The organism is Polaribacter sargassicola, from assembly GCF_021991835.1.
Taxonomy (GTDB): domain Bacteria; phylum Bacteroidota; class Bacteroidia; order Flavobacteriales; family Flavobacteriaceae; genus Polaribacter; species Polaribacter sargassicola.
On the sequence record NZ_JAHDAU010000005.1, the window covers coordinates 1 to 14,171 of the forward strand.

At 26.3% G+C, this 14,171-nt stretch carries 11 protein-coding genes; 6 read left to right on the top strand and 5 right to left on the bottom strand.

All coding sequences use genetic code 11. The features are described from left to right. Together KI686_RS09170 and KI686_RS09175 are read left to right on the top strand one after the other, a co-directional pair. Positions 1-214: hypothetical protein (locus KI686_RS09170; protein ID WP_237588983.1), on the top strand; the 214-nt coding region annotated here is incomplete at its 5' end. A 201-nt stretch (positions 215-415) separates the two neighbouring features. Then, entirely contained in the window at positions 416-679 is a 264-nt protein-coding gene (locus KI686_RS09175) for a hypothetical protein (RefSeq protein ID WP_237588984.1), read from the top strand. 89 nt (positions 680-768) lie between these two features. On the opposite strand, the gene KI686_RS09180 is transcribed toward KI686_RS09175, so the two are convergent. Beyond that, positions 769-2,844: a tetratricopeptide repeat protein gene (locus KI686_RS09180; protein ID WP_237588985.1), complete on the bottom strand. Its 2,076-nt coding sequence runs from the start codon at positions 2,842-2,844 to the stop codon at positions 769-771. A gap of 258 nt (positions 2,845-3,102) precedes the next feature. On the opposite strand from KI686_RS09180, the gene KI686_RS09185 reads away from it, so the two are divergent. Together KI686_RS09185 and KI686_RS09190 are read left to right on the top strand one after the other, a co-directional pair. Beyond that, a complete protein-coding gene (locus KI686_RS09185) occupies positions 3,103-4,362 on the top strand; it encodes an oligosaccharide flippase family protein (protein WP_237588986.1) in 1,260 nt (419 codons plus the stop codon). A 64-nt stretch (positions 4,363-4,426) separates the two neighbouring features. Next, positions 4,427-5,608, top strand: coding sequence for a glycosyltransferase (locus KI686_RS09190; protein ID WP_237588987.1), 1,182 nt, complete (start codon positions 4,427-4,429; stop codon positions 5,606-5,608). Between the two features lie 3 nt (positions 5,609-5,611). Here KI686_RS09190 and KI686_RS09195 read toward each other — a convergent pair whose 3' ends face one another. The 3 genes from KI686_RS09195 to KI686_RS09205 are packed head-to-tail and all read right to left on the bottom strand — an operon-like array spanning position 5,612 to position 11,426. Next, entirely contained in the window at positions 5,612-7,126 is a 1,515-nt protein-coding gene (locus KI686_RS09195) for a glycoside hydrolase family 2 TIM barrel-domain containing protein (protein WP_237588988.1), read from the bottom strand. After that, on the bottom strand, positions 7,120-8,337 hold the full coding sequence (locus KI686_RS09200) for a hypothetical protein (RefSeq protein WP_237588989.1): 1,218 nt from the start codon (positions 8,335-8,337) through the stop codon (positions 7,120-7,122). Before KI686_RS09200 ends, KI686_RS09195 begins: the two co-directional genes overlap by 7 nt. Beyond that, positions 8,337-11,426 (bottom strand): putative glycosyltransferase family protein, encoded by a 3,090-nt coding sequence (locus KI686_RS09205; protein WP_237588990.1) that lies wholly within the window; start codon positions 11,424-11,426, stop codon positions 8,337-8,339. Before KI686_RS09205 ends, KI686_RS09200 begins: the two co-directional genes overlap by 1 nt. A gap of 170 nt (positions 11,427-11,596) precedes the next feature. Here KI686_RS09205 and KI686_RS09210 point away from each other — a divergent pair, with 170 nt between their 5' ends. Further along, positions 11,597-12,748: a response regulator gene (locus KI686_RS09210; protein WP_237588991.1), complete on the top strand. Its 1,152-nt coding sequence runs from the start codon at positions 11,597-11,599 to the stop codon at positions 12,746-12,748. 10 nt (positions 12,749-12,758) lie between these two features. Here the strand turns inward: KI686_RS09210 and KI686_RS09215 are convergent, their stop codons facing one another. Next, on the bottom strand, positions 12,759-13,436 hold the full coding sequence (locus KI686_RS09215; protein WP_237588992.1) for an SIR2 family NAD-dependent protein deacylase: 678 nt from the start codon (positions 13,434-13,436) through the stop codon (positions 12,759-12,761). Positions 13,437-13,493: 57 nt separating this feature from the next. Between KI686_RS09215 and KI686_RS09220 the strand changes: the two genes are divergently transcribed. Further along, positions 13,494-14,168, top strand: a complete 675-nt coding sequence (locus KI686_RS09220) for a TrmH family RNA methyltransferase (RefSeq protein WP_237588993.1) — start codon at positions 13,494-13,496, stop codon at positions 14,166-14,168. Positions 14,169-14,171: the final 3 nt, after the last annotated feature.

Below are 14,171 nucleotides of genomic sequence, written 5' to 3' on the forward strand. Positions count from 1 at the left end.
AGTTAATGCACAAACAAGTTCTAGTTTGGTAAAGGATAGTAAAGTAGAATTGTTAAAACAAGAAGTGTCTTTAAAATCTCTTTTAGAAGTTTCTGAAGATGAAAAAGAAGAGGTTACAAAAGAAGAAAATGAAAGATCTTTAGTTATGGATACGGTAGCTTATAATGTTTATAAAAAGTTACTTTCTAGAAGATCTAAATTAATGTACTGTTAATAGTTTAAATTTGATTTATATACATTTAAAGGTAAAAGATTTTTCTTTTACCTTTTTTTATGAATTCTATTTTTATAAAACTTAGGCAAACTACTTTATCTAATAATATATTACAACTTACCTACAGTTAGAGTGCATATAACGAAAAAGGCAGCAAATCACTTAGAATGATAATTACCTTTGAAGTGTAAAACAAATATTATGAAAAAAATACTTCTTCTTTTAGTTATTACATTCTCTATCTCAGCAACAGTTAATGCACAAACAAGTTCTAGTTTGGTAAAGGATAGTAAAGTAGAATTGTTAAAACAAGAAGTGTCTTTAAAATCTCTTTTAGAAGTTTCTGAAGATGAAAAAGAAGAGGTTACAAAAGAAGAAAATAAAAGATCTTTAGTTATAGATAATGTAGCTTATAATGTTTATAAGAAGTTACTTTCTAGAAAATCTAAATTAATGTACTGTTAATTACATATTACTAAAGGTGTTAAAAATGGTTTAATTTGGTATTGGTTGAAATATATTTTAAAGGTAAAAAGTTCTTTTTTACCTTTTTTTTATTTTTGAAACAAAGGTTTATCTAAAAAAATCCATTTAAAACGGAATCCGAATTCTGTATAGGTAAATCCAGTAGAACCAGCAGTTGCTACTGCAGATGCAATATTACTTTTTAGTCCGTAAAAATTGATAAGTGCACGTTCAGAAAATTTATATCCTAATTTACCTTGTATTCTATAAGTGCTTAAAGCATCATCTTCTTCTATATATTGCAAACCAGTAGCTGCTGTTAATCCATAAAACAACTCTTTGTTCTTTGCTGCATTTTCATCTTTTATAAGATCAATAAAAACTTCTACGGCATTAAATTTACTTGGACTAAAATAAGTTTCTGGTACCTGAAGTTTAAATGAAATATTTTGATAGTTTATACCACCTTTTAAAGATGGTTTGCTTAATATATTGTAATATAAAGAGGTAAATAATAAATTTCTAGCATTATCATCACTTTGAAAAGTGTAGTAATACTGTGTAAACCAACCTAAGTTAAAGTTAGTGTTTAAACTGTAATTTAAAATCATGTTATTTTGAACAATCTCTTCATTTAAAAGAGCTGCATTAAAACTCTGAACATCTCTTTTGTATCCAACTTCTAAATTTTGAAGTTTAAAAGGTTTTATGTTTAATGAAATATCAGTTATAAATTGGTTGTATTTATTTTCATCAGAATTAGAGGCTGTAACACCAAAACTACCTTTTAAGGTTAAATTGTTTAATAATTGATAAGATGCACCAAATAATAAATTGTTTGTTATTGCACTTAAATTAGTAGCATCATTAGATGTAGTTCTGTAGTTATAGTTGGCTAATAATTTAAATTTTGTAGAAAATGGAATTTCTGAATTAGCAGTGTAAGAATATGCTTTATTATCTCCGTTATCAAAAGAATATGTTGCTTTAGTTTCTACATTAGGTGTAAAACTTAAATCTAATTGTTTTATAAAATTGGTTGCATCTTTTTGATTTTCATAAAAAAGCAAGGTGTTTTCTGCACTTTTATATGCTTCTTTAAAGTAACCAGAAGCTTTTAGTGCATTTGCTTTTCCTAAATTTCCATCAAAAGAAGCACTATCTTTTTTTAATATTAAATTGTAATCTGTTAAACTCTTTTTAAAATCACTTTTGTAAATATTTAGTGTTGCTCTTAAAGAAAGTATCCATTTTTTTGGATCTTCATTATTTTCTAAAAGTTTATTAATTTCAGATTCAGCATCGGCATATTTTTTATTCCAAATTAAAGCCTGAATATTTCTTTCTATTGTTTGATTTTTTAACGTTTCAGAAGTGTTTTCATCTATGCTATTCAATGCTTTTTCACTAATATTCAATGCGTTTTTTTCATTACCTTTTAAATGATATGCTAAAGAAATTCCGTTTAAAGAAATTAGTTTATTTTCCTTATTTTCTCCTATAATTTCATAAGTTTTCTTAGCTTTTTCAATCTGATTAGAAATTAGATAGAGATTTGCTAAGTTTAACAAAGTTTCTTTATCATTATTAAATGTTTTTAAATTTTCTTTTAATAAATTTTCTGCAATATTATATTCTCTAGTTTGTACTTTTAAATTAGCTAAACCTAATCTCATGTACTTTTTAGAAACTAGAGCGTTAGGATTTCCAGGAATAACAACAAGAGCTTTATCAACATTAATTAAAGCTTCTTCAAATTCTTTTAAATTAGATAAAGTATTAGCATAACCTAATAAAGCAGCAAAACTTTTATTGTTTTCTTTTAAAAGTGTTTGATAATATAATTTTGCTTTTGGGTAATTTTTGCCCCAAAGTAAAGATTCTGCATAATTTAATTTTACTTCAAAGTCTGTTGGATAATCTTTTAAAAGATCTGTAAAAATTGATGTAGCTTTTGTTGCATCTCCATTTAATCCAACAGCTCTACCATAACAAAGTATAGCAGTTTTATTAGTAGGATATTCTTTTAGTATATCTTCAAAAAAGATTTCGGCTTTTTGATATTTACCAGTTTCTAAGTATGTAAAACCTTCTTTCATGTTTTGTCCAAAAACTTGTAGACTAAAAAAAAGAAAGAAAAAAAGTGTAGAATATAGTAGTTTCATAGTAAAAAAGATTTCAAATGCAAGTTAAGCATTAGTATTTTATCATTAGACTATATATTGTTGTTTTTAAACGATAATTGAATAATTTTTAATTTAGATATTTAGAGTTTTGGCATTTTAAAAAAGAAAATATTTTTTCTTAGATGATTTAAATTTGAAATTTTAAATGTTTTTAACATTTTGTAATGTAGATTATCATTTTTAAGAAATTTATGATTAAATTATACTCGTAAAAATAGCTATTGTAAAAAAAATAAAATGCGACCAATTATTAGATTTGTAAAAAATGGTATAAAGCCAGAGCAGTTATTTATGTTAAGTGTTCTTTTGGTTAATGGTGGTAACTATTTATATAATTTGGTATTGGGTAGAGTTTTAGGCCCAGAAAAGTTTGCCGATGCAGCAATTTTAATAACTTTTTTACTAGTACTTTCTTTTGTTGCCATGACATTTCAGTTAGTAACAGCTAAATTTTCGGTTTTGTTTGAAGATTCTGTCTTTACAGGCTTTATTTCTAAAATTTATAAAAATGCTTTGTTTACAGGTGTCTTTTTAGGAATCTTAATTGTTATATTTTCATCTCAATTACAAAGTTTTTTTAGAACAACATCTTCTACTATGTTTCTTATTTTTGGTTTAGGTGTTCCTTTTTATTTTTTAATGAGTGTTAACAGAGGTGTTTTTCAAGGAAAACAAGAATTAAAATCACTTTCAATTACTTATCAATCAGAAATGATAAGTCGTTTATTATTAACATTTACCTTGTTATATTTATTAGAAGTAGATTCTTCTTTAATTATAGCTATTGGTATTTTTTGTTCTTTTATCTTTGGTTTAATCCCTTTTAAGAAAGGTAATTTATCTTTATTTAAGCCTTTTAAATTAGATGATTCAGAAAAAAAAATAGTTAAAAACTTTTTTATAATAACAGCTTTTTATGAGTTAACACAGATAATAATAAATAATAGTGATATCTTATTAGTTAAACATTATTTTGAATCTTATGAAGCAGGTTTATACGCATCATTGGCATTAATAGGTAGAGTTGTTTATTTTATAGCTTGGATGTTTGTAATGTTATTGTTACCAAAAGTGGTTCAATTAAAAAAAGACGGAAAAGACACCTTACCAATTTTATTAAAATATGTAGTATATATTGGTGTTATTGCAGCAACAATTGTTATTAGTTGTTTTCTTTTTCCGGATGAGATAATTAAAATATTATTTGGTAATGAATATATATCAGTGTCTTCATTATTATGGAAATATGCATCAGCAACAGGTATTTTTGCAATATCTAACATATTTGCATATTATTACTTATCTCTAGATAAATATGTTCCGGTAGTACTTTCTGGTATTTTTGGAATGTTACAAATAATATTGGTTGTTCTCTTTCATAATTCATTAGAACAAGTTGTTCATGTACAAATAATAGCAATGGTTTTGTTATTAATTGTACAATTAAGTTTTTTCTTTTTTAAAGATTCTAAATCAACAAAAGAAATAAAAAATTAGTAATTTAAAGTAAAGTGTAAATACTCAAAAGATAAAAGTATTAGTCGTAAAAAAAATTAATAAAATGAAATTAGCTATTGTAACTGCATATCCACCTAGTAAAGTAACTTTAACAGAATATGCATACCATTTGGTAAAGAGTTTTAGGCAAAGTGAAAAAGTAACGGAGTTAATTTTACTTACAGATGAAACGCCAGAAGCAAAAGATATTAATTTTACAGAAAAAGGATGTAAAATTACGGTTAAAGAGTGTTGGAAGTTTAATAGTTACGGCAACACAACTAAAGTAATAAAAGCTTTAAATGAAACAAAACCAGATGCTATATTATTTAACTTACAATTTATGAAATTTGGTGATAAAAAAGTTGTGGCAGCTTTAGGTTTAGCCTTGCCTTTAATGTCTAAACTAAAAGGAATACCTACAATTGTATTGTTACATAATATTTTAGAGCAAGTAGATTTAGGAAGCGCTGGTTTTACAACCAATAAATTGGCTCAAAAAATATATAATTTTATAGGAACTACATTAACTAAATTAATTTTAAAAGCAGATTTAGTAGCTGTTACTATGGATAAATATGTTACTACTTTAGTGGATAAATATAAAGTAGATAATGTTAAAATGATTCCTCATGGAACGTTTGAAATACCAGAAAATCCTTCTCAAAAATTACCAGAAGGACCAATGAAAATAATGGCTTTTGGTAAATTTGGAACTTATAAAAAAGTTGAATCTATGATTGAAGCTGTAGAGATTGTAAGAAAAGAAACAGCTTTAGATTTAGAAATTGTAATTGCCGGTACAGATAACCCTAATGTACCAGGTTATTTAGAAAATGCAAAAGAAACTTATAAACATGTGCCTCAACTTACATTTACAGGTTATGTAGAAGAAAACCAGGTAGAACCTTTATTTGTAGAAAGTGCAGTAGTTGTTTTTCCGTATACATCTACAACTGGTAGTTCTGGAGTTTTGCACCAAGCGGGTAGTTATGGTAAAGCTGTAGTAATGCCAAATTTAGGAGATTTAACAACTTTAATAGAAGATGAAGGTTATAGAGGAGAGTTTTTTGAACCAGAAAGTGTACAGAGTTTAGCCAATGCAATTAAAGCGATTGTAACTAATGAAGCTTATAGAATTGAGTTAGGAGAAACAAATTATAAAGCAGCAACTGCATATCCTATGGAAAGAATAACTAATATTTACCTAGAAGAATTTGAAAAAATTATAGCTAAAAAGAGTTAAATTTTAATTAGAAATATATTTATAAGATAATTTTTTTTCTCCTTTATTATTTATAAAACCAAATTTTTTCTGAGGATTTGTACGCCAAGGAAGTTTACCTAAAACTTCTTTTGGTACAATATCAAAATCATATAAGGTCCAAGACATAAAAGGTACATTATTTTTTGTTAAGATATTTTGTATTTCTTTGTGGTATAATGCTTGGTCTTCTTCAGAACTAGCAAAAGGTCTCCAAAAACCACCATAAGAAGATAAGCCAAATTCTTGTAAAATAATTGGCTTGTCTGTTATTTTGGTTTTTAAATCTAAATATTCTTTTTCAAAATTAGCAATGTCTTCGTAATAATGAAATGAAACAACATCTACTTTTTCTTTTAAAATTGTAGCACTTTCTGTATTAGACCAACCAATAGTAACAGGATGATTTTTATCTATATCTTTAATTAAGATAATCATAAAATCTAACCAAGCAGTTACGTTTTCTTTTCCTCTAGAATCAAAATCTAAATTTGGTTCATTTTTAACATCCCAAGCTAAAATTGCGTTATGATCTTTAAAGGTTTCAACAATTGTTTCTGCATGTCTTTGGTTTAAGGTCCAATCTAAAACATCGTAATTTCCATAAAAATCAAATAAAGTAACTACTACCTTTAAATCTACTTTTAGTGCAATATCTAATACTTGTTTAAGTTTTTCTAATTTTTCCCACTTTACATTTGCTTTACCAAAGTCTTCATAAGGCACAAAAATTCTTATTGAATTTAAATTAGCCTTTTTAATAATATTAAAATCTTTTTCTATAATATTAATATCAAATTTATCACCATACATATCCCAAGGTGTTGCTTGTGGATAATAATTAATGCCTTTAATATTTGTGTAGCTAATAGGGGTTTTTTGAGAAATGTCTTTAAATTTTTCTGATGATTCTTTAACCATGTGTCTTACACGCCAAAAACCATCTTCTAACAGTAAAACGTACTTGTAATCAGAAACTTCCGTAGATTCTAAAACAAGTTTATCATCTTTAAAAACCTTTTTATATTCTATTGCATTTGTATCTTTTAAAACAATTAATTGCCCATCTTCACTAAAAAACTCAATATCTAAATTGTGTTGTAAAGTAGTAGACTGAATAGAAGTGTTGTTTAATTTATTGTAATCTAAAATATCATAAATGTTATTTCTTGCACTTTCTGTAAAATAATCTTTAATACCAACTCTTGTATTGGTTTTGTATGCAATATGTTTTACATACCAAGAATCTATATAATCATTTTGTACAGCATTTAGTTTTTGTTTGCTAATTTCTCTACCTTCATTACCATCTAGTTTCCAAGAAATTTTAGGTAAATATTGGTCTACTTTTTTTACTTCTGTATGTAGCATTTTACTTCTGTCTGCACCTGTATTTAAAAAACTAAAAATAGAGCTGATTAAAAATAATAATACACCAGTTATCATTAAATAAGTTAGCATTAAAACTGCTCTAAGAATTCTTTTGTTTGTTTTTACCATATTTTAAAACTTTTAAATTCTTTTTTTATTCCTGCAGTTTCTATTATAATTTGATATTGCCCTTTTTCATAAATATTAGGATCTAGAAAAAAGCTTGCAAAACCGTTGTTAGATTCTTTGTAAAGAGCATTAATTAAGATATCTTTTTTATAGATAGATAATTTAACAGATAAACCATCTGGTATAATTTGTCCCATAAAACTTTCTAAAGGTCCAACATTTACAACTCTATTATTTTCTTTAAAAGAAACAATATAATCATCGATAACTTTTTTATATTTTATTGTTAATGTATTACTTTCTGCAATACCAATAAAGTAAGCTTTTATTTTCCAAATATCTTCAAAATCTGGATGTATAATTTTAGCATGTGCAACACCGTTTATAGTTGTAGCAGCTGTTTTTAAAATGCCTCCTTCTTTATTTGTAATATAAAACTCTATGTAACTACCATCACTAATAATATTTTTGTTTTTGTCTCTAATAATAGAAGTATAAAATGTAGTTATTTGGTTTCCGTCTGCATATTCATGATTTCTATCAACAAAAATTTTAAAATCTGTAGCAATTGCAGGCATAATATTTACATCAAATTCTTTAGAATTTAAACCATAAGATTCTGAAGAAATAATCATTCTTCCACTTTTTGTAGGAGAATATATATTTTTATAACCAATTAATTTATCGGTTAAAATAGCTTCTTTTTTTTCTGATTGTAAGAATTGATGTTTTACAGTTACTTTGCTATTATCAATAATTGGGTTATCTAAACTATCAGTTGGTATAACTACTAACATTGTGTAATCTAAGCCACCAGCATCTATACTGGGCGGACCTAAATATGTTTCTATTGATGTTGGTTGTTGTTTTGGTTTTAAAGTAATATTACCAGAAAGAATTTCTTTGTTGTTAATTAATTTCCAAGATAAGATTCCTCTTTTTTTAGATAAAAAAAAGGGTATTTCAAAAGAAATTTTTTCTTCTGAAATAATTGGTTTAATAACACTAGAGCCATAACTATTAGAACAGTATAAGGTGTAGTTATTGTTATCTTTAGTCTTAAAATCTAGTATAATTTTATCGCTTACAGTATATTCTGTTTGTGTTGATAATAATGATACAAGTGTGTTTTTAGTAATTATTTCTTGAGAAAAAGAAGAGATAATTACTAATTGAAAAAAAAGTAGAAAATAGATTTGTTTCAATTTCATTATTTTGGATTACCTACATAAAAATTTAATTCTACTTTAACATAACTAAAAATAGGATGATCTATTTTTTGTAATTTATTAAAGGTGTGATTTTCGATTCTTTTTGGTATTATTTTGTGAGCAATATCTTTGTTTGGTAAGCCATTTACAAAGCAAAAGCTCATATCATCATTAATTGTTTTTATCTTAGCATCTAAAGGTATTTGGTAATTGAAACGTAACTTTCTTTCTTGTCTTATACCTTCTTTTAAAAATAAGTTATCTACCCAAATCATCTCTTTTTTATCATTATAAAAAGTAAAAATTACCTGAGGTACTGTTATTTCTTGAATACCACTATTAAATAGAGTTCCATTAATATTATTAGGTGTTATGTTTATTTCACTTAAAACAATGTCTTTATACAAATCAGAATTAGATATGTTACCGGCAGCTTGTAAATTAAACTTTGTAGGTTGTTCACTTAATTCGATAGGTGTAAATTCATCAGGATTAAATGTATCAGGAATAGAATCTTGAGTTCTAGACCAAGCAATTCCTTCAAAATTAATTCTAAAAGCACTAATTTCTTTTGGCATTAGTTTGTGTTTTAAAATATGTTTAGCATTGTATGTAGCTAAATTTTTATCATCGTCATTATACAGTGTTCCTTTTAAAACAACATCAGACGGAACGTTATCTATATTTTGCACTTCTCCAATAATAGAATAACGATTGTTAAATTTAATTAGTTTAGCAGTAACAATTTCTAAAACAGGCTGCTTTAAAACATCTTCATGATGAGTTTGTTCTGTTGTAATTCTTCGTCTACCTTGATTAAAATAACCGGTTGTATTTTTAGAGTATAATTGATCAGGTGGTAGGTCTATAGATTTTCTAGTTGGTTTTATATACCATTTACCTTTTCTTTTTACAGCTGTTTTAAATTCTGTTTTTGTTAATTTTTCTAAAGGAGTAATCCATTTTGTTTCTACTTTTAAAGTAGCTAAACTATCGGTTTTTTTGGTGATTTTAGATGTAATTGCATCTAATTTAGCATAAGAACTTAGTAAACCATCTGTAACAGAAATTTCTAATAAGTATTGGGCATAAGAGAGTTCATCTTCTGGGTCTATATATGTAAAACTTTTTTCTAATTCTTTAAAGTCTATTGCATCATAATAAGCTTTAACAACATTTTTAGGAGATCTTTGTGTATCATTTTTAATATAAAACATATAACAACCATAAGAAATTGCAATAATTAAAAAGATAGCCCAAATATGGAATGCTTTTAAAATAATTCTAGGAAACTTTATATAATCTACCTTAAATTTAAAATATACAGGAGCTTCTTTAATTTTTGTTTTTAAACTATTAACAAATAAAGATTGTACATTAAAAATAAAGGCAATAAGTACAGTTAAAAAAGGTATTGTACCCCAAATTATTTTTACCCAAGCAGGCACATCTTCTTTAGGTAAAATAGAAGAAACAGGTGGTACATTTAATTTTTCCCAAACCATAATACCATTTTCTAATTGAGATAAACGTTGCCATCCACAGAAAAATAATACGGGATCATAAAATTTATCGTTAGAAAAAATATATTTTAAATTGTATTTTTCTGGTGTTGTTAAAAATTGTTGTAAAGAACCAATACCAGCAACACCTTTAAATTTTGAGTTTTCTAAACGCTCTATTGGTCTTGTTGTTAATTCTGGCAAACGTCTTGCAGAATGGTAATTACCATCTACACTCATAGCATTTGTTTGTGCAGATAACCAAGCCATTTGATCACCGAAACCTAATGTTAAAAACCTCCAATGATCGTGAGAATCTTGACTTAAAAAATTAACGATAGGAAGCATTTTTATTTTTTGAGGCTGCGATGGCCTAAAGTAACCTAAACTCATTGTAAAAATTACCATAGAAACGTATAGTGTTGCAAGAATACCACCTAATAATCTGTGGTAAACAGCCCCAAACTTATTTTGAATTAAAGTTTTTAAATCTCCTTCTACAAATCTATAAATAAACTCGCCAAATATTGGTATAGACATTATAGAGGCCCAAAGTGTAAACCTATCTAATGTTAAAATATTAAAAGCGGTTTCCCCTAAAACTTTTAGAGGAATTGGTGTTGTTCCTCCAGTTCCTAAAATTACCAATACGGTAAAACAAATACCAAAAAATAAATATCTTTTACTAAAGTATCGGTAAAAAATATAAGGTAAAATAAATAATAAAAGTCCCCAAGGAATTGTGAAAAAAACCAAGCCAGAAGAAGTTACTTCTAAAAAATTATCTCTAGATCCGTGAGGAATTGGAACTTGTGTAATTGGGTTTTTTTTAGAATTTAACCAGTAAGGAAAAATACAGAATACTATAATTAATATAGCAGAAATGCAAAAAATTAAATTTCTTTTTAATTGTGCTACAAAAACTTTTAAAAACAAAGAAATTTTAATCTCTTTATAAGAGTTAACTTGCTCTCTACAAATATCCATAATTACAGTACCTACTAATGGAAGGATAAAAAATACCATACCAAAAATAGGAGTAACATGATGAGAAGTAACTGTTACAGAAATTAAAGAAAGAGATGTACATAAGTATTTGTATTTACCTGTTTTTAGCCATAAATAAATTTCTGGTAAAGAGTGCATTAAAACCGAAACACCAATAATACTAGGCAGTTGCCCAAAAATATGTAAAGTTTCTACAAAAGAAGATGAAAAAACCGCTAAAAGAGATGAGTAACCAGCAACAGTTCTATTAGATGTAATTAGTAAAGAATACCTGTAAGTACCCGTTACAAATAATAAAATTGCAATTAAAGCAACAGTAAACAGTCCAAATTTTAAACCACCAATTAAAGATAAGGCTCCAATACTTTGATGAACTAAAGGCGGATAACTTTGTACAGTAAAACCAGTATACCATTTATAATTCCAAGGTTCAAACCAGCTACTTGCATAATGTTCTGCAAAAAATAAATGAATTAAAGCATCATAGGTTGTCTCTAATGTAAAGAAAATTGAAGAACCATGAAATATTATGGCCAATAATATTGCTGTAATTAAGTATTTATTAGATTTTTCTTTCATTAATAGTAATTACCCTTATATATGGTAAATATAAATATTTTAGTATAGTTTTTTTAACTTAAGTAAACTGCTTTTTAACCAAGTTTTCTTACCTTTAAAGCAAAGTAGAAAAAAATAAGAGAAATCTATATTATTTTTGAATTTATAATTTATAAAACTAACCCTCCTATATGAAAATATTAGCGATTGATGATCAAAAATTAGTGTTAATCCCATTAGAAATTAGATTAAAAGAAATGGGATATGAAGTAATAACTGAAACTAATGCTAATAAAGGAATAGAATTGTATGATTCTGTTCAACCAGATTTAGTAATTGTTGATATTAATATGCCAACAATATCTGGGTTAGAAATTGTTAAATATATTAGAGAAGAAAAAAAATCGAATACACCAATTATGATTTTATCTGGTAATACAGATGATGATATGATTACTCAAGGTTTTGAGTTAGGTGTAAATGATTACATGAAAAAACCTTTAAGTTTAACAGAAGTAGGTTTAAGAACAAAAAGATTAATTGGAGCTCCAGAAAATATGGATGCAACAAAAAAATACTCAAACACAATTATACAAGAAAGATGTGTTGGGGTTGTTATACCTTGTTATAATGAAGAAGAAAGGTTGTTAAGCAAAGAATTTACAGATTATATAGATCAACACACAGGTTATCATTTATGTTTTGTTAATGATGGTAGTAAAGATAATACATTACAAGTCTTAAATAATTTAAGAAAAGGTAGAGAAGATTTTATTACTGTATATGATTGTGAAAAAAATGGAGGTAAAGCAGAAGCTGTAAGACAAGGGATGTTGTATATGTCTAAACAAGAAGATTTAGATTATATAGGGTTTTTAGATGCAGATTTATCTACAGATTTAGCCGATTTTGATGATTTAGTTAAAACAATAGAAAATTCTAACTATATGATAGTTAGTGGCTCTAGAATTAGTAGAATGGGAGCAAATATAACTAAAGAATCTGCCAGAAAAATAATTAGTATGACTATTAATTATATTATTAGAAGTATTTTAAAGATGGATTTTAAAGACACACAATGTGGTGCAAAAATCTTTCATAAAGATGTTATAGATATTTCTTTTAAAGACAAATTTGTAACTCAGTGGATTTTTGATGTTGAAATTTTTAGAAGAGTAACTCGTCATTATGGTTTAGAAAAAGCAAAAGAAATCTTATGCGAACAACCTTTAAAAAGATGGGTTCATGCAGATGGATCTAAGTTATCTATGAAAGATTCTGTAAAAATTGTTGGACAATTAGGACAAATAGCTTGGCATTATAAAGGAGGAAATAAAAAATAAAGTTTTTTACCTATAAAATTGATATTAATTTATCTGTACCAGAGCTAGCCACTTCTTTAATAATTTTTAAATTTTTAAAATTACTTTCAGAAACACTTGGTTTAGGATCTATAAAGTAAATAGGTGTATTGGGTTTTATATAATTAATTAAACTTGCTGCAGGATATACTTGCATAGAAGTACCAATTATTACTAAAATATCTGCTTTTTGGGTAATTTCTATTGCCTTATTAAGCATTGGTACCATTTCTCCAAACCATACTATATGTGGTCTTAATTGAGATTTTTTATCACATAAATCTCCTAAAAACAAGTCTTTTGTCCATTTTAAAACAATAGATTCATCAACAGAACTTCTTACTTTTAGTAATTCTCCATGTAAATGAGTAACATTTTTACTACCAGCTCTTTCATGCAAGTCATCTACATTTTGTGTAATAATTTGTACATCAAAAGAAGTTTCTAAATCAGCTAAGTTATAATGTGCTTTATTAGGTTTTACTTCTAATAATTGTTTTCTTCTTTGATTGTAAAACTCTAAAACAAGTTTAGGGTTTGCAGCAAAACCCTCTGGAGTAGCAACTTCCATAACATCATGTCCTTCCCACAATCCATTAGCATCTCTAAATGTATTTATCCCGCTTTCAGCAGAAATTCCGGCTCCAGTTAAAACAACTAATTTTTTCATTCGCATAAAAAATTACTTTTAAGTTAAAAATAATAATAAAATACTAATTTTGTAATTATGATTGATGATAAATTATTAAAATATTTTGAAGGGTATTTAACGGACAAAAGAAAAAAGCTTTTTAAAAAAGTTTTAGAAGATAGAACAAGGCATTTTACTGTAGTTTTAGAAGATATTTTTCAGCCACATAATGCAAGTGCTGTGGTAAGAACAGCAGATATTTTTGGTGTACAAGATGTACATGCCATAGAAAATAAATATACCAATAAAGTTTCTAGACATGTTGCAAAAGGTTCTCAAAAATGGATAACATCTAAACGATATAAAACAGACGGAAATAATACAAAAATATGTTTAGATAGTTTAAGAGATAAAGGATATCAAATTATAGCAACAACACCTCATAATGATTCTTGTTTATTACAAGATTTTGATATTACAAAAAAATCTGCATTTGTGTTTGGAGTAGAAGCAGAGGGAGTTTCTGATTACGTAAAAGAGCATGCTGATGGTTTTTTAAAAATACCTATGGTAGGTTTTACAGAAAGTTTAAATATATCTGTAGCTGCCGCAATTATCTTACAAGATGTAACAACTAAATTAAGAAATTCTAATGTAAATTGGCAGTTAACAAAAGAAGAAAAAGAAACCTTATATTTTGATTGGGTAAAAAAAACTATTAAAAATGTAGATAAAATAGAAGCTCATTATTTAAGTAAATTAAATAAATAATAC